The 14,056-nt window shown below is 66.1% G+C and carries 12 protein-coding genes and 2 tRNA genes; 6 read left to right on the top strand and 8 right to left on the bottom strand.

All coding sequences use genetic code 11. The features are described 5' to 3' along the window. Positions 1–85 precede the first annotated feature (85 nt). The 3 genes from J5J86_RS10910 (at position 86) to J5J86_RS10900 (ending at position 2,738) form a co-directional block, all read left to right on the top strand. Positions 86–754, top strand: a complete 669-nt coding sequence (locus tag J5J86_RS10910; RefSeq protein ID WP_209104915.1) for a response regulator transcription factor — start codon at positions 86–88, stop codon at positions 752–754. A 35-nt stretch (positions 755–789) separates the two neighbouring features. After that, positions 790–2,193, top strand: coding sequence for a sensor histidine kinase (locus tag J5J86_RS10905; protein ID WP_209104914.1), 1,404 nt, complete (start codon positions 790–792; stop codon positions 2,191–2,193). A 104-nt stretch (positions 2,194–2,297) separates the two neighbouring features. Next, positions 2,298–2,738: a hypothetical protein gene (locus J5J86_RS10900; RefSeq protein WP_209104913.1), complete on the top strand. Its 441-nt coding sequence runs from the start codon at positions 2,298–2,300 to the stop codon at positions 2,736–2,738. Positions 2,739–2,782: 44 nt separating this feature from the next. Here the strand turns inward: J5J86_RS10900 and J5J86_RS10895 are convergent, their stop codons facing one another. Genes J5J86_RS10895 through fabI form a run of 4 tightly spaced genes read right to left on the bottom strand, consistent with a single transcriptional unit; the run spans position 2,783 to position 5,213 of the window. Further along, positions 2,783–3,364 carry a histidine phosphatase family protein gene (locus tag J5J86_RS10895; protein ID WP_209104912.1) on the bottom strand — a complete coding sequence of 194 codons (582 nt, stop codon included), beginning with the start codon at positions 3,362–3,364 and terminating at the stop codon, positions 2,783–2,785. A gap of 1 nt (position 3,365) precedes the next feature. Continuing rightward, the gene (locus tag J5J86_RS10890) at positions 3,366–3,788 is read right to left on the bottom strand and encodes a hypothetical protein (protein ID WP_209104911.1); all 423 of its coding nucleotides are present in this window, start codon (positions 3,786–3,788) and stop codon (positions 3,366–3,368) included. Positions 3,789–3,817: 29 nt separating this feature from the next. Further along, positions 3,818–4,354, bottom strand: coding sequence for a hypothetical protein (locus J5J86_RS10885; protein WP_209104910.1), 537 nt, complete (start codon positions 4,352–4,354; stop codon positions 3,818–3,820). Between the two features lie 31 nt (positions 4,355–4,385). Further along, the gene (gene fabI, locus J5J86_RS10880) at positions 4,386–5,213 is read right to left on the bottom strand and encodes an enoyl-ACP reductase FabI (RefSeq protein ID WP_209104909.1); all 828 of its coding nucleotides are present in this window, start codon (positions 5,211–5,213) and stop codon (positions 4,386–4,388) included. 170 nt (positions 5,214–5,383) lie between these two features. On the opposite strand from fabI, the gene J5J86_RS10875 reads away from it, so the two are divergent. Then, positions 5,384–5,460, top strand: a tRNA-Pro gene (locus tag J5J86_RS10875). 209 nt (positions 5,461–5,669) lie between these two features. Here the strand turns inward: J5J86_RS10875 and J5J86_RS10870 are convergent. Further along, positions 5,670–8,462 carry a tetratricopeptide repeat protein gene (locus J5J86_RS10870; protein WP_209104908.1) on the bottom strand — a complete coding sequence of 931 codons (2,793 nt, stop codon included), beginning with the start codon at positions 8,460–8,462 and terminating at the stop codon, positions 5,670–5,672. Positions 8,463–8,978: 516 nt separating this feature from the next. Between J5J86_RS10870 and J5J86_RS10865 the strand changes: the two genes are divergently transcribed. Together J5J86_RS10865 and J5J86_RS10860 are read left to right on the top strand one after the other, a co-directional pair. Further along, positions 8,979–10,412, top strand: a complete 1,434-nt coding sequence (locus tag J5J86_RS10865; RefSeq protein ID WP_209104907.1) for a porin — start codon at positions 8,979–8,981, stop codon at positions 10,410–10,412. A gap of 247 nt (positions 10,413–10,659) precedes the next feature. Then, positions 10,660–11,922: a porin gene (locus J5J86_RS10860; RefSeq protein WP_209104906.1), complete on the top strand. Its 1,263-nt coding sequence runs from the start codon at positions 10,660–10,662 to the stop codon at positions 11,920–11,922. A 500-nt stretch (positions 11,923–12,422) separates the two neighbouring features. Here the strand turns inward: J5J86_RS10860 and J5J86_RS10855 are convergent. The 3 genes from J5J86_RS10855 to J5J86_RS10845 form a co-directional block, all read right to left on the bottom strand. Then, positions 12,423–12,499 (bottom strand) — tRNA-Pro (locus J5J86_RS10855). A 161-nt stretch (positions 12,500–12,660) separates the two neighbouring features. Further along, positions 12,661–13,227, bottom strand: a complete 567-nt coding sequence (locus J5J86_RS10850; protein ID WP_209104905.1) for a biotin transporter BioY — start codon at positions 13,225–13,227, stop codon at positions 12,661–12,663. Between the two features lie 89 nt (positions 13,228–13,316). Further along, the gene (locus J5J86_RS10845; RefSeq protein ID WP_446698671.1) at positions 13,317–13,997 is read right to left on the bottom strand and encodes a GntR family transcriptional regulator; all 681 of its coding nucleotides are present in this window, start codon (positions 13,995–13,997) and stop codon (positions 13,317–13,319) included. Between the last annotated feature and the right edge of the window lie 59 nt (positions 13,998–14,056).

Genomic DNA, 14,056 nt, shown 5'->3' with positions numbered 1-14,056 from the left:
GCGATTCAGGGCTGCCGCACTCCTCCATTGGCTGAAGACATGGTCGGAGTGTTGAGGGGCCGTGTCTGGAAGGATGACGTGTGTCGTGCGCCTGCTTGTGATCGAAGACGACCCGGACCTTAACCGGCAGCTTGTCTCGGCCCTCGGCGAGGCAGGCTATGCCGTCGATACCGCCTTTGACGGCGAGGAAGGCCTCTATCTGGGCGACACCGAGCCTTATGACGCGGTGGTGCTCGATATCGGGCTTCCAAAGCGCGACGGAATCTCCGTGCTGGAAAGCTGGCGGCGATCGCGCAAGACCATGCCGGTGCTCATCCTCACCGCCCGCGACCGCTGGAGCGACAAGGTCCAGGGCTTCGATGCGGGCGCGGACGACTATGTGTCCAAGCCCTTCCACATGGAGGAGGTGCTGGCCCGCCTGCGGGCGCTGCTGCGGCGCGCCACCGGCCATGCCAGCAGCGAACTGTCCTGCGGGCCGGTGCGGCTCGATACCCGGTCCGGGCGCGTCTCGGTGAATGGCAGCCCGGTGAAGCTCACCAGCCACGAATACCGGCTTCTCGCCTATCTCATGCACCATGTGGGCCGGGTGGTCTCCCGCGCCGAACTGGTGGAGCACCTTTACGATCAGGACTTCGACCGGGATTCCAACACCATCGAAGTGTTCGTCGGGCGCCTGCGCAAGAAACTGGAATGCGATGTCATCCAGACCGTCCGCGGGCTCGGCTACCTGCTCGTTCCGCCGGAGACACGCTGATGGGGAACGCCAGACCCGGCGCATCGGCCTGAGCCATGAGCGAGAAGACGCAGGCCGGCTCCCTTGCCTTCCGCCTGTTCCTGTTTGCCGTGGTGGTCACCGCGGCGGTCCTGCTGGTGGTGGGTTTCGTTCTCTCCTCGCTCTATCGCAACGGCGTGGAACGGGCGTTCGACCGGCGGCTCGATATCTATCTGAAGACCATCGTGGCGGAGGTGGCGGCGACGCAAGCGCCCGGCACCGACATGCCCAATCCCCAGGTGCTCAGCGATCCCCTGTTCCTGTTTCCCATGTCCGGCTGGTACTGGCAGGTGACGCGGGTGGATGGAGCGGCCACCCGTGTGCGGACCTCTCGCTCGCTGGCGGACTTCGTCCTGCCCTTGCTGCATCCCGACACGCAGGCCGGGCCGTTCGGTGCGGTCAGCGAGGGCTATCTGACAGGCCCCGAGCACCAGCCGCTGCGAGCCGTCGAGCGCGGCGTGGATCTCGGCGAGGACGGCCGCTTCGTGGTCACCGTGGCCGGCGATGCCGGCGAGATCCAGGGGGACATGGTCCACTTCAACCTGGCATTGATGGGCACTTTCGCGGTGCTGGGCGTCGCCTTTCTCCTCATCGTGCTGCTTCAGGTGCGGTTCGGCCTCCGGCCATTGGCGCGCATCTCGGCCGACCTCGCCGCGGTGCGCTCCGGCAGGGCCGAGCGGCTCGAGGGTGACTATCCCGAGGAAATCTCGCCCCTGGTGACGGAGCTGAACGCCCTCATCGACGCCAACAAGGAGATCGTCGAGCGGGCGCGTACCCATGTGGGCAATCTCGCCCATGCCCTGAAGACCCCGCTCTCCGTCCTCCTCAACGAGGCCGGGAATCGCGACGATCCGCTCGCCCAGCGGGTGCGGGACCAGGCCGGCGTCATGCGCGACCAGGTGGCGCACCATCTGGAGCGGGCGCGCCTCGCTGCCCGCGTCTCCGCCGCCCCGGCCACCATCTGCGAGGTCCGCTCGATCGTCGTCGCCCTGGCCCGCACCATGGAGAAGATTCACCGTGGCAAGGACCTTGCCATCGACGTCATCGCTCCCGACAGCGTGCGCTTCCGGGGCGAGCGGCAGGACGTGGAGGAGATGGTGGGCAACCTCGTGGACAATGCCTGCAAATGGGCCCATGCGCGCATCGAGGTGCGCCTGTTTGCCGAGCGCCCGCGCCATCCCGCGGACCGCACCTATCTGCGCGTGATCATCGACGATGACGGCCCCGGCCTCGGCGCCGCCAAGCGCGCGGAGGTGGGCCGCCGGGGGCGGCGGCTGGACGAATCGAAGCCCGGCTCCGGCCTCGGCCTGTCCATCGTGCAGGAACTGGCGGACCTGTATGGCGGCCGGCTCGAGCTCTCCACGGCCCCCATTGGCGGTCTGCGCGCCGAATTGGTCCTGCCGTCCGCCCCCTCGGCGTGACCGGACGGACGCGAAAAATGCCACCTGCATTCCGGCGGTCAGGCATTGATGTCCCGCCGCGCGCGTGCTTATCGGAAGGGCATCGGCTTGAAGGGGACGGCTTCATGAACGCGTGCAGGATGGCAGCTGTGGTGCTCGGCTCCGCTCTGCTTGCGGGTTGCGTGACCGATGGCGAGACCAAGCCGCCGGGTGCGGGCATGTTTGCCAGCCTCGGACCCACGCCAGCGCCGGAAACCAAGGGGCTGGTTGCTGCTCCGGGCGGCCTCCTGGGCGGAGCATTCGGCACCGGGCTCGACGACGGCGACCGTCAGCGCGCCATGACGGCGGAGACCACGGCGCTGGAAACCGGCGGGCCGGGCTCGCCGGTGGGCTGGCGGGGCGACAATGGCGCGCACGGCACGGTCATCGCCGGTCCGGCCTATTCGCGGCCCAATTATGCCCGCTGCCGGGATTTCACCCACACCATCTACCTGCAGGGCAAGCCGCAGCTCTCGCGCGGCGTCGCCTGCCGCACCCCGGAAGGCAACTGGGTCGCGGTCAGCTGAAGACAGGGCAGGGGCGGCCTGCGGGCGACGCGGCCCCTGGCACCTCAGTCGGCGACCTTGAACATGCCGCCGGCCAGCACATAGATCGCCCCTTGCCGCACCGGCAGGATGGCGGCTTCGCCAGCGGGCATGCCCGCGCGCACGTGCAGCAGGGCGCGGATGACGCCGCCATGGGTCACCACCACTGCATCGCCCGGCAACCGGTCGAGCGCAGCCTCGGCACGGGCGGCAAGCTGCACATAGCTCTCTCCGCCGGGGGGAATGAAGTTCCACGGATCGAGGTCGCGCGCCGTAACGTCATCGCCGAAGCGACGGCGCAGGTCCGGCCAGGTATGGCCTTCCCACCGTCCGAACGAGATTTCGGCGAGGTCAGCGTCCTGCTCGAATTCCAGCGCCGGCAAGTCGAGCGTGGTGCGCAGGATGCGCATGGTTTCCACTGCCCGCACCAGGGGGCTCGACACATAGGCGAGCGCCGCCACGTCCCCTACCAACTGATGCAGCACGCGGCCCACCTGGGCCGCCTGGAAGCGGCCAAGGCGGTTGAGCGGCACATTGGTGCGGCCCTGGAGCCGGCCGGCGACGTTCCAGTCCGTCTCCCCGTGGCGAACCAGAAAGTGCCGCTTCATGTCAGCGGCCTACGGTCAGCGTGTGGTCGTACCACTGGCCGACGGGAGGATAATAGACCCGGATATGGGCCTCGCCACTTCCGCTGCCGGTGACCACCGCGCCCGGCAGACGCTGTCCCAGGCACACCAGGTAGCCATAGTCCGTTCCGGTAACGACGAAGGTGCCCGGCTGCACGCTGAGCCGGACGCCTGGAGAGGTGGACACCACCTCGATCCGCGCCGGGCCCTGGCTGATGCATTGCTGGTTCGCGGTACCGGCCGCGAACAGCACCCCGTCCTTGCCGCCTCCGGTGAAGAAATTCACCACATAGGCGTCCGGATCATTGTCGCGCTCGGCCCAGGCGGGTGTGGCCGCTGCGGCCATGAGCAAGGCGACACCCAGCCCTGCAGGGGCCGCCTTCGCACGCATTGCCTGTCTCGTCATGGCCCTCTCCCCCTCCAAGCCAGGCGCGGTCAGCGCACGGGTACGCGCACCACGTGGTCATACCAGGCGCCGAGCGGCGGGTAGGTCACGCGGAGCGTCAAGGTGGTTCCGCCCTTGGGAACCCGGCCGGAATAGCGCACCACCGCCCCGCTGACCGGCCGGCCCAGGCAATAGGTGGAGCCGGCATCGGTCCGCGTCGCGGTGAAGGTGCCCGGTTCCACGGAGATGCGTGCCCCCGGCGGCCCCGAAAGGACCTGGATCACCGGCCGCTGCGAAGCCTGGCACAGCATGTCCGCCGTGGCGGTGCCGAACACCATGCCCTTCGGGCCGCCCGTGGTGCCTGTCAGATAGGCGATGCCGGGCAGCGAGGGGTTCACATAGTCAGGAAACACGGCGCCACCCGGCCCCAGCAGCCGATCCCGTAGGGGATAGGCCTGGAAATCCGGCGGTGCCTGCGCCGCGGCCGGTGCGGGCGCGCACACCGCCGCCGCGCCCAGGGCGGCGGCAAGGGCGGCGAGGCGCAGACAGGAGGACGGCGACCGGGCGGAAAGGCGGGATGGACTCATGGTCAACTCCTCGGTCCCGACGACGACGTGGCTAGTCCCGGACGAGGGCGAGGTCCGGCGCGTCGGGATGCTTCATGCCGACGATATGATAGCCCGCATCCACGTGATGCACCTCGCCCGTAACGCCGCGGGAGAGATCGGAGAGCAGATACACGCTGGTATCGCCCACCTCGTCGGTGGTGACCGTGCGGCGCAGAGGGGAGTTCAGTTCGTTCCACTTCAGGATGTAGCGGAAATCGCCGATTCCCGAGGCGGCCAGCGTCTTGATGGGGCCAGCCGAGACGGCATTCACACGGATGCCCTTGGGGCCGAGGTCCGCCGCCAGGTAGCGCACCGAGGCTTCCAGCGCCGCCTTGGCCACACCCATCACATTGTAGTGCGGCATCCACTTCTCGGCGCCGTAATAGGTGAGGGTCAGCAGCGACCCGCCATCCGCCATCAGCTTCTCCGCCCGCTGCGCGATGGCGGTGAAGGAGTAACAGGAGATGAGCATGGTCTTGTTGAAATTGTCCGCCGTCGTATCCACGTAGCGGCCGTCCAGCTCGTCCTTGTTGGAAAAGGCGATGGCGTGGACCAGGAAGTCGAGCTTGCCGAACAGGCGCTCGGTCTCAGCGAAGACAGCGTCCATGGTGGCCGGGTCGGTGACGTCGCAATGGCCCACCAAATGCCCGCCGAGTTCCGCCGCCAGAGGCTCCACCCGCTTTTTCAGCGCCTCGCCCTGATAGGTCAGCGCGATCTCCGCCCCGTGGGCGCGCGCGGACTTGGCGATGCCATAAGCAATGGATCGATTGTTGGCGACGCCGAGAATCAGCCCGCGCTTGCCGTTCATGAGCCCGCTGGCGCCGACGTCATTCGCCATCTTCGAGTACTCCCTGGTGCCAAGCCTGCCGGTCACATGGCTGTCCGTAACGATACGCCGTGGCAGGCGGCGCCTCCTATGGCATGTGGGCGATGGGGGTTCAAGCGAGGTTGTCCCCAGATCGCCCTTGCGTCCCCGAACAGGCGATGCTAGACGCTCGGCCCTCGGTTCGGAGTGTAGCGCAGTCTGGTAGCGCACCACGTTCGGGACGTGGGGGTCGCAGGTTCAAATCCTGCCACTCCGACCAGCCGACTCAAGGGTTTTCAGAGTTTCAATCCGGTCCCGGGGATTGAGGCGAAGACGAAAACCCAGCCCCCATTTCTAGCTCTTCGACAAATCCCACACAGTCCGCTCGTAACGGCGCGATGACGGCTTGTGCCTCATCAGCTTGGCTTTGTTTCTTCTTCTTTTTGCGGAGCCTGGGACAGGGCGCGCTGATTCGCCGGCACTTTACGCCTAATTGGTGGGTTCGGCCGCCAGGGGCGCAGCCGGACCGTCTGCTGCCGCCGCGGTTTGTGTTTCGGCGCGACCAGTTGTAGACCGACCACCGAAATCCCGCTGCACCCAGTGCTTGTCCGTGGACTTGTAGACGGCGCGCAGGCCGCATGCGACGAAGTTGCGGAGCACGAAGTCCGGGAGCAGGTGCGTCTGGGCCTCCAACTCGCTCCTCACAGCCGCGTCGCCTGCATATAGCTGGGCGAAGGTGCGCGTGATGAGGCCGGGGCCGGTGGAAAGCCATATGGCTTCCGAGTGCCCCTCCAGCGTCGCTTTGACTGCGCCCAGAAGCGCCTTGCCGATGAGCGGATGGCCCGGGCGGCAGGCCATGAAATTGTTGCCGATCGACCCAAGATTTTCGTGCCGCAGGACAAGGGTTGCCCGGGCGCACAACTGGTGGAGCGGTCCCGTGCAGCGATCATCGATGTCCGCATAGACCCCCCCCTGCAACAACAGCACCGCGAGCCGAAAAATGTCGGCCTTGTGCGCCGGATGGCGGGCAGCGTGGAAGGCACTGAGGACCGGGGCCGGCATTCGTTCCGCAAGCAGCTTGGCCGCTGCCTCGATGTCATAGCGGCGGTAGGTCCAGCCCGGATTGATCGTCTGCCAACTCTCGATGAACGGGTCGAGATCTTTGGGGATATCTGGCGTGTCCCAGAACTGGTGCACGAGGCGCGGAATGAACGCCTCGCCCGCCCGACTGGGCTTTGGCCCGGGCAACCGGCCAGCTCGACGTAGGGCGACCACCAGAGCCACGGCCAAGCCCGTCGAATCGGGAAAGTCGCGTGCCACCTCACACAGCCTGTCCAGATCGTTGCGGGCCAGCGCCTCGTTTCCCGCCACCGTGGCTGCCGGGTCGGTGAGCAAATCGTTGAACACCTCGCTGTAGAAGCCGAGGACCCTGTGGGCGGAATGAACCTGGTCGGGGTCGCCGTTGCGAACGAGGTGGCGCAGGAAACGTCGTGCCCGCCGCGCCTCTTCCATGCGCAGCCGGGGCATGGCCGCCACAAGCTGGTGGATGAAGACATAGTGGTTGTCGGGTGCTTCGCGCTCCGCCGCCGCCAGCGCCGGATCCGCCTCATCGAATTGCAGCCGCGCCAGAGCCGCCTTCGCCCTGAAGACATGCCGCATGGATCGTTCCTCTGCTGTGTCCGGCAGCAGAGCGAGACGGGGTTCCATGTCGCCGAAGCGGCCTGACGCGATGCTTTGGTCGATGGCGAGGCGCAGCAGGGTTCGATGAGTGGGGAAGTGCTCCAGACCCTCCTTGAGACGAATCCAGCCGGCCTGATCCTCACCGCGGTTGAAGAGAATTGTTGCGGAAGTCGCGTAAAGCTCGGCTTTGGGCGGCCCGAGGGCAAAGCCCAGGTCGAGAGTGGCCAATGCGGCCGCGGCGGACTCTTTGCGTCCCTGAATATCCGCGAGCACCGCATAGGCCCGCCCGTGCGTCGGGTCGATCTTCAGAATCTGCCGCACCACGTCCTCGGCTTCGCCGTAGGCCTCCTTGCGCTGCAGGATGGCGGCGAGGGCGAGCAGGGTGTTGATGTCCCGCGGATGGCGCTCCAGGATGAGACGAATCACCGCCAGGGCGTCCGCCGTCCGGCCTGCGGCCCGCAAATCATTCACAAGGCGCAGTCCCTCCCGCGCGTGCGCCTCCGTGGCAAAGTCCGTCCCCAGCTTTTGCCGCGCTTCGTCAAGCCGCCCTTGCCGCCGGATGGCGGCGACCAGATCCAGCCCAAGCGCCGAGGCGAACTTCTCGCTTGCCCGACCGCTGTCGAGGACCGACCGAAGCACCTGCTCGGCCTCCTCGTCCCGCGCGAGAGCGGTCAGGATCCGCGCCTTCTCCCGCGCCAGGGCCTCATGCAGCGGCAAGCGCGCCAATCCTGCCTCGATGATCGCCAGCGCCGCCTTGGCATCCGCCTCGCGCAGCAGGGCCGCCCGCTTCAGATAGGGCTGGGGCGCCTCCGGATGGGCGGCATTTGCCTGCGCCAGCAAAGCCGAGCCCTCTTCGGACCGCCCTTGCGCGATGCGGTGCTCCGCGAGCGCAAGCAGGGTACGCAGGTGAGGGGGCTCGTCGGCCAGGCGCAGCGCCAGCACCGTCTCGAAGGCCTGCGGGTCGGCGGCGGCTCCCGCGGTTGCCAGGAGGTCGGCATAAAGGTTGAGCACGCCCTTGTCCTGCGGACAGGCTTCGTGCGTCTCCTTCATGAGCGTCCGGGCCTCGTCCATTCTCTTGGCATCCCGATAGGCGCGCGCGAGGCGCACCGCTTCACCCGCCGCGCCCTTCACCGAAAGGCCAAGCCCGCGCAGCAGCCGTCCGGCTTCCTCGAGTTTGCCATCGAGCCGTGCGAGATCGGCCGCCTGCAGGATGAGGTCCGCCAATGGGGGCTGCTGATCGAGCAGCGGGCTGATGGCTTCGCGCGCTTCCGAGAAACGGCCGGCGTGCCGAAGGGCCTTCGCCTTGGCATGCCGCAGGGCCGGGCTTGCCGGCTTGCGGGCCAGCCCGGCCTCAAGAAAGGCGAGCGCCGCGTCGGTGTCGCCGCGATCCGAGGCTAAGCTGGCAAGCTGCAGGTAGGCCCGCAGCTGCCCGGGATCGCGATCCAAGGCGTCGGTGAAAAGCCGTTCCGCGAGGGCCGGCTGGCCCTGCTTCAGCAAATCGTCCCCCCGTTTGACGAGATCGGCAGGGGAGAGTGTGGCATCGCCGCCTGGTGCCGCTCCGCACGTGCCGTCCTGTGCGCCGTGCCGTTCGCCTTGACTCATTCCCGCTCCAGACTCTTCCCCACGTGCCCCGGCGCTGACCCGAGACGCGCGCCAAGCTCCGATAATACCTTAGCAGGCGCCCCTGTGCCGATGGCAGCTTGATTCGGCCTGATCGCGGCGCTGTGAGCGCAAACGGCAAGCTGGCCCGAGCCTGTCCACAGCCACGGAGGTCGGGCCGCACGCCCCGCCAAGGGTGTCCCGCCGCTTTCCTGGAAATATGGCAAATTATGTGTTTCCAAGGCGAAATGAGGTAATAAGGTAGCGCCAGAGTGGCGTGCCATTCCTGCAACACTCCCCGTAAATCCAGGCTGGAGAGGCGGTTTCGGCGCTTTCGCCCGTTGATCCAGGTTCGGCCTTTTGTATGGTGGCTTTGCGACGAAGGGGGGCAGTCCCCGGTCGCCTCTCCGGTTTGGGCGCAAATCCGTCGGAGGGGAATCGGGGCAAGAACCTCTCTCGCGTGCTCAGGCACACCGAAGCGGCGCTCGCTCCCTCGGAACAAAATTTTTGGAGGTCACGATGAAGATGGTGAAGAGCCTTCTCCTCGGCAGCGCGGCGGGTCTCGTCGCGGTGGCTGGAGCCCAGGCCGCCGATCTGCCTGTGAAGGCAAAGGCTGTGGAATATGTGAAGGTGTGCTCCGCTTATGGCGCGGGCTACTATTACATTCCCGGCACCGACACCTGCCTCAAGATCGGTGGTTATGCCCGTTTCGACACGTACATCAACGCGGTCGGCACGTTTAACCCCGCGATCTCCAACATCGGCGCGATCAAGTTCAATTCGCCCGGCGCTGGTGCCATCGCTGGCTACCCGTTCAAGACGAGCGACTCGTCTGACTACCTGACCCGCGCCCGCGCCGTGTTCGACATGGACGCCCGCACCGCGACCGATTACGGCGTGCTGCGTTCGTACATCCGCTTCGGCATGAACTGGGATTCGCAGGCGTCTGCTGGTAGCCCGGCCGGTTCCGGCCTCTACTTCGAGCGCGCGTTCATCCAGTTCGCTGGCTTCACGTTCGGTTATACCCAGTCGTTCTTCGACACGGGCATCAACTACGCGATGACCACGCTGTACGCTGGTTCCTACCAGTGGACGACGGCTCTGGCCTACACCGCGCAGTTCGGCAACGGCTTCTCGGCGACCCTCGCCCTCGAAGACGCCGCCAACCGCACGACCGGCATCCAGGCGACCTCCGTGGCCTTCACGGGCGCCGGCGGCGCTTATGCCAACTACCAGGACGGCCAGGCTGCTCCGGACATCGTCGCCAACCTCCGCCTCGACCAGGCTTGGGGTACCGCGATGCTCTCCGGCGCCCTGCATCAGGTCGCTGCTCTGACCCCCACCGCCGTTCCCGGCACGTTCTACCTCGGGTCGACCTCCACCGACAGCTGGGGTTGGGCGCTCGGTGGCTCGGTGGAGTTCAAGCTCCCCATGCTGTCCCCCGGCGACAGCCTGTACATCCAGGCCAACTATGCTGACGGCGCTCTGAGCTACCTCGGCCTCTCTGGCACGTCCCAGGGTCGCGCGACGGCTCTCGGCACCCTGAGCGTGGGCACCTTCGCCAACGCCCTGTCTGGCGCTTACTATCCGCTCGCGGACGCCATCTGGACCGGCACCGGCTTCTCCAAGGAGTCCGGCTGGGCGATCCAGGCTCAGTATCGTCACTTCTGGACCCCTGGCCTGCGTTCGGCCGTGTTCGGCGGCTACGTCTCCGTGGACGTGCCCACCAACACCCTCAACGCCTACAGCACCCAGATGTGGCAGGTCGGCCTGAACACCATCTGGTCGCCGGTCAAGAACCTCGACCTCGGCGTCGAAGTCCTCTACTCGAAGGTCGACGGCGATGCGCCGCTCACCTACACCGGCGGCAGCGCTTCCAGCGTCCCCACCACCATCTATGGTGGTTCGGCCGACGTGTGGTCGGGCGGCATCCGCGCTCAGCGCAACTTCTGATCCAGTCTTACTGGTCTCAGGGAAGAACCCCGGCGGGCAACCGCCGGGGTTTTTTTGTATAGTCACAGTGGTCGCGGCGATATTGCTTCAATGGTTGCGTCGTCAGAGATGTTATAATATATCAAAAGTACGACTCGGTTGGCGAATTTCGCTGCGCGACCGAAGTGGGCATGTCATATTAACTTGGCTATTGGTTGGGTTCGCCGCATCGAGTCCCGTCTTGGGCGGCGAAGCTTGGGGGTTCTTTATGAGACGAAGGGGACTGGGCCTTGCCCTCCTGGCCGGCGTTGCGTCTACCGCTGCCACGGCCGCTGATCTTCCGGTCAAGGCTGCCGGAGCCACTTATGTGCGCCAGTGCACGGCGGAAGGCCCGGGATTTTATTATGTTCCCGGAAGCGACACCTGCCTGCGGATTGGCGGATATACCTGGGCTGAAGGATATTATAATACCTACACCGATTATCCGAGTTCCAACAACAAAACATACTCCATCGCGACCTTCGGTCTTCAGGTCGATTCCCGCACGCAGACCGAATATGGCACCCTGCGTGCCTATATGGACGTCCGCCTGCGCTGGCGTACCTCCGACATGTTCTCGGACGGACCGAACAAGGCGGAGGCAGATCCCTGGAACATCTATATCCAATTCGCCGGATTCACCTTCGGCTACGCTCAGTCCTTCTTTGACTTCTATGCGAATGCCAATGTGATGGGTACTGACCCCGCCACCATCGGCGACGACACCCGCATCACCTTGGCCGGTTACACCTGGGAACTGCCCAACGGCTTCATCGCCAAGGCGTCTCTCGAGGATGCCTCCGTCCGCAATTCGGGCATCTCCCCCTCTGACCCGGCTTGGCCCGGCGTGACCGACAATTACCAGACCGGCGCACGCATGCCGGAATTCGTCGCCGCTTTCGGCCAGGAAGGAAAATGGGGGCAGTGGCAGCTCTCCGGAGCCCTCCACCAGGTGGTGGCCTCCACCACCGCGGACTTCCTTGGCAGCACGACCACCTCTTGGGGTTATGCCTTGCAGGCCGGTGTGATGTTCAACCTGCCGTTCCTCGGCGAGGGTGACAACCTCTACCTGCAGTCGGCCTATGTGGACGGAGCTGTCTCCTATCTCGGCCTGAACAATCCCAGCGGCGAGTTCGAGCCGCCGGATGCTTACATCAATGCCAACGGTTCCTTGTCCCGCGTCAGCGGCTGGAACCTGGTCGGCCAGCTGCTCCACAATTGGAACGACAAGTGGAACTCGGCGCTCTTTGGCGGCTATGCGCGCTTCGACCTGAACGACCCCACCGCCGAAATCGCTTATGGGGCGACCAGCGGCACCAACTACAATGTGGGTGCCAATCTGACCTGGGTGCCCGTGGAACCGCTCGCGATCACCTTGCAATATGACTACAATGTCTGGCAGGCGAATGGCTATGTGGACACTGGCTACGGGCTGCCAGTGTCGTCCCAGAAGGCCCATCAGGTCCTGCTGATGTTCGCCCGCACCTTCTGATTTCAGTTCCCCATGTTGCTGACGGGCGGTCCGGGAGGGCCGCCCGTTTGCGTTTTTGAAGGCTCATCGCCATGGATGGCGCGCGACTGGCCCTCCCTCTGTCCCTTGCTGTTCGGTGGCGAAGACCGGCTTAGAGCGCGATCCCATCAGATTGAATCAATCTGATGGGTGAATCGCCCTCTAACCCATTGATAGAGAATGCGTGATCCCATCAGATGGCGATGCCATCTGATCGGCGCATGCTCTAGGTGAAGCGGTTTGCGGGCGCCGCTCCTCTTCACGGAGGCGCTGCGGCGCAAGGCGTGCGTCCGGTGCTTGGAGGATCGGGAGCGGATTGTGCATGCGGGGATGGCGCCGCGGCCTCGGGGTGCTTCATCCCATGGAGGGCGTCAGCGTTTCACGGATACGCAGCGCCGCTCTCTCTTTTTTCAAGGCATTTCCTTCACGCGGCCCGGCGCCCCTTCGCCCGGAAATGCCCCAGATGTCGGAAAAGATGGGTATGGTCGGAGCAGCAGGATTTGAACCTGCGACCCTCTGCTCCCAAAGCAGATGCGCTACCAGGCTGCGCTATGCTCCGACAGGCCGACGAGGCATGGAGCGTGCTTACTTTTTCGCGGCCGGCGGCGCAAGGTCAAACGGCGTCTCGGGGCCACTTCTGCCCCGCCGTGCCCGCTTCTTTCGCGCCAGCTGAACCTTCGGCAAGGGCGGCTGGCGCGACCGGCGCGCCAGCCAGGGGCGTCAGCGCAGCAGGCGCGTCATCCATTCGCGGCTGACCACCAGCGTCAGGCCGGCGGCGAGGGCCGCTTCCACCAGGTCGCCGATGATGAAGGGCGTAAATCCGAAAGCAAGCAGCTTGTCGGCGGGCACGTAGAGGGCGAGCCACGCCAGGCCGAGACCATAGATGGTGCCCAGACCCGCAAGCATGGCGCCGGTCCGCGCGACCACGCCGCGTCCCTCGGCGGCGAGACTGGTCACCAGGGTCGCCACGAGAAAGCCCGCCAGATAGCCGCCGGTCGGACCCACCATGTAAGCGAGGCCGATGCCGCGCTCCGGCGTGCCGGCGAACACGGGAAGACCAGCCGCCCCGACCCCCAGATAGGCCACGAACGTCGCAAGCGCGAGGCGCGGCCCCAGCGTCGCCGCCAGAGCAAGCACGGCAAAGGTCTGGAGTGTGATCGGAACCGGACCCACGGGAATGCGAATCTTGGCGCTCAGCGTCAGCAGGGCGACGCCAGCCACCAGGGCCAAGCCCTGCCGCGCGGTGCTGCGCAGCGTAGCCGGGGAGACTGCGAGGGAGAGTGTCATGAGCGCTCCTCAGAACTATAGATTAAAATACATCCCCTCCATGATGAAGCCATAAGCGCGCGCTGCAAAGCAATTAAACTATAGATAAATTAGCCCACGATGGCGAATGCCTCCCGCGCGGTGCCACCCTTTCCCAGCACTGGGCGATGGCCGATCCACTGGACGTGCCGCGCGAGGATGGCGCAGGCGCCGTCCACGTCGGCCTGGCGCAGAGCGGCCAGGATGGCGCGGTGGTCGTGATCGGTCCGTGCCTCCCAGTTCGAGCGCCAGGCGGCAAACAGGAAGCGGGCGCTGGCCGCATGGAGGTCGTCAATGGTGGCCAGAAGGCGTCCCATCCGGCAGGGCGTGACGATGAGGCGATGGAAGCGGCGGTTGGCCTCTTCAAAGGCGCGCACGTCGCCGGAGGTGTCGCACGCGCGGGCGGCGTCCTCGGCAGCGTCGAGGTCCGCCGCGGCGAGGTTCGGCGCGGCATGGCGCAAGGCCAGCACCTCCAGGGCCGCGCGCATCTGCGCCACTTCCCTCACCTCTGCCAGATCGAAGGCCGCGACCCTCACCCCGCGCCGGGGCGTGCTGACCGCCAGGCCCTGCGCCTCCAGCTTACGAAAGGCCTCGCGCACCGGCACATGGCTCGCCCCGAACTCCTCGGCCACATGATCCTGCCGCAGCCGTGTCCCCGGCTCGATCTCGCCGGCAATGATGCGCTCGGCCAGGATCCGGCTGATGCGGGCGGCGCGTGTCTCCTGCGAATCCGGTGACATCCGGTTATCCATTCCGTCCCTGATGTGAGAGGGATTATAGATAAGCCGCCCGCCAGGCCAGGGCGAACCTC

This window comes from Aquabacter sp. L1I39, assembly GCF_017742835.1.
In the GTDB taxonomy this organism is placed as follows: domain Bacteria; phylum Pseudomonadota; class Alphaproteobacteria; order Rhizobiales; family Xanthobacteraceae; genus L1I39.
This window is presented reverse-complemented; position numbering and strand designations above follow the sequence as displayed.

What these genes read in the sequence shown, in the direction of transcription:
- J5J86_RS10905 (WP_209104914.1), top strand. Translation starts at nt 790, where the DNA reads ATGAGCGAGAAGACGCAGGCCGGCTCCCTTGCCTTCCGCCTGTTCCTG.
- J5J86_RS10900 (WP_209104913.1), top strand. Translation starts at nt 2,298, where the DNA reads ATGAACGCGTGCAGGATGGCAGCTGTGGTGCTCGGCTCCGCTCTGCTT.
- J5J86_RS10895 (WP_209104912.1), bottom strand. Translation starts at nt 3,364, where the DNA reads ATGAAGCGGCACTTTCTGGTTCGCCACGGGGAGACGGACTGGAACGTC.
- J5J86_RS10890 (WP_209104911.1), bottom strand. Translation starts at nt 3,788, where the DNA reads ATGACGAGACAGGCAATGCGTGCGAAGGCGGCCCCTGCAGGGCTGGGT.
- J5J86_RS10885 (WP_209104910.1), bottom strand. Translation starts at nt 4,354, where the DNA reads ATGAGTCCATCCCGCCTTTCCGCCCGGTCGCCGTCCTCCTGTCTGCGC.
- fabI (WP_209104909.1), bottom strand. Translation starts at nt 5,213, where the DNA reads ATGGCGAATGACGTCGGCGCCAGCGGGCTCATGAACGGCAAGCGCGGG.
- J5J86_RS10870 (WP_209104908.1), bottom strand. Translation starts at nt 8,462, where the DNA reads ATGAGTCAAGGCGAACGGCACGGCGCACAGGACGGCACGTGCGGAGCG.
- J5J86_RS10865 (WP_209104907.1), top strand. Translation starts at nt 8,979, where the DNA reads ATGAAGATGGTGAAGAGCCTTCTCCTCGGCAGCGCGGCGGGTCTCGTC.
- J5J86_RS10860 (WP_209104906.1), top strand. Translation starts at nt 10,660, where the DNA reads ATGAGACGAAGGGGACTGGGCCTTGCCCTCCTGGCCGGCGTTGCGTCT.
- J5J86_RS10850 (WP_209104905.1), bottom strand. Translation starts at nt 13,227, where the DNA reads ATGACACTCTCCCTCGCAGTCTCCCCGGCTACGCTGCGCAGCACCGCG.
- J5J86_RS10845 (WP_446698671.1), bottom strand. Translation starts at nt 13,997, where the DNA reads ATGGATAACCGGATGTCACCGGATTCGCAGGAGACACGCGCCGCCCGC.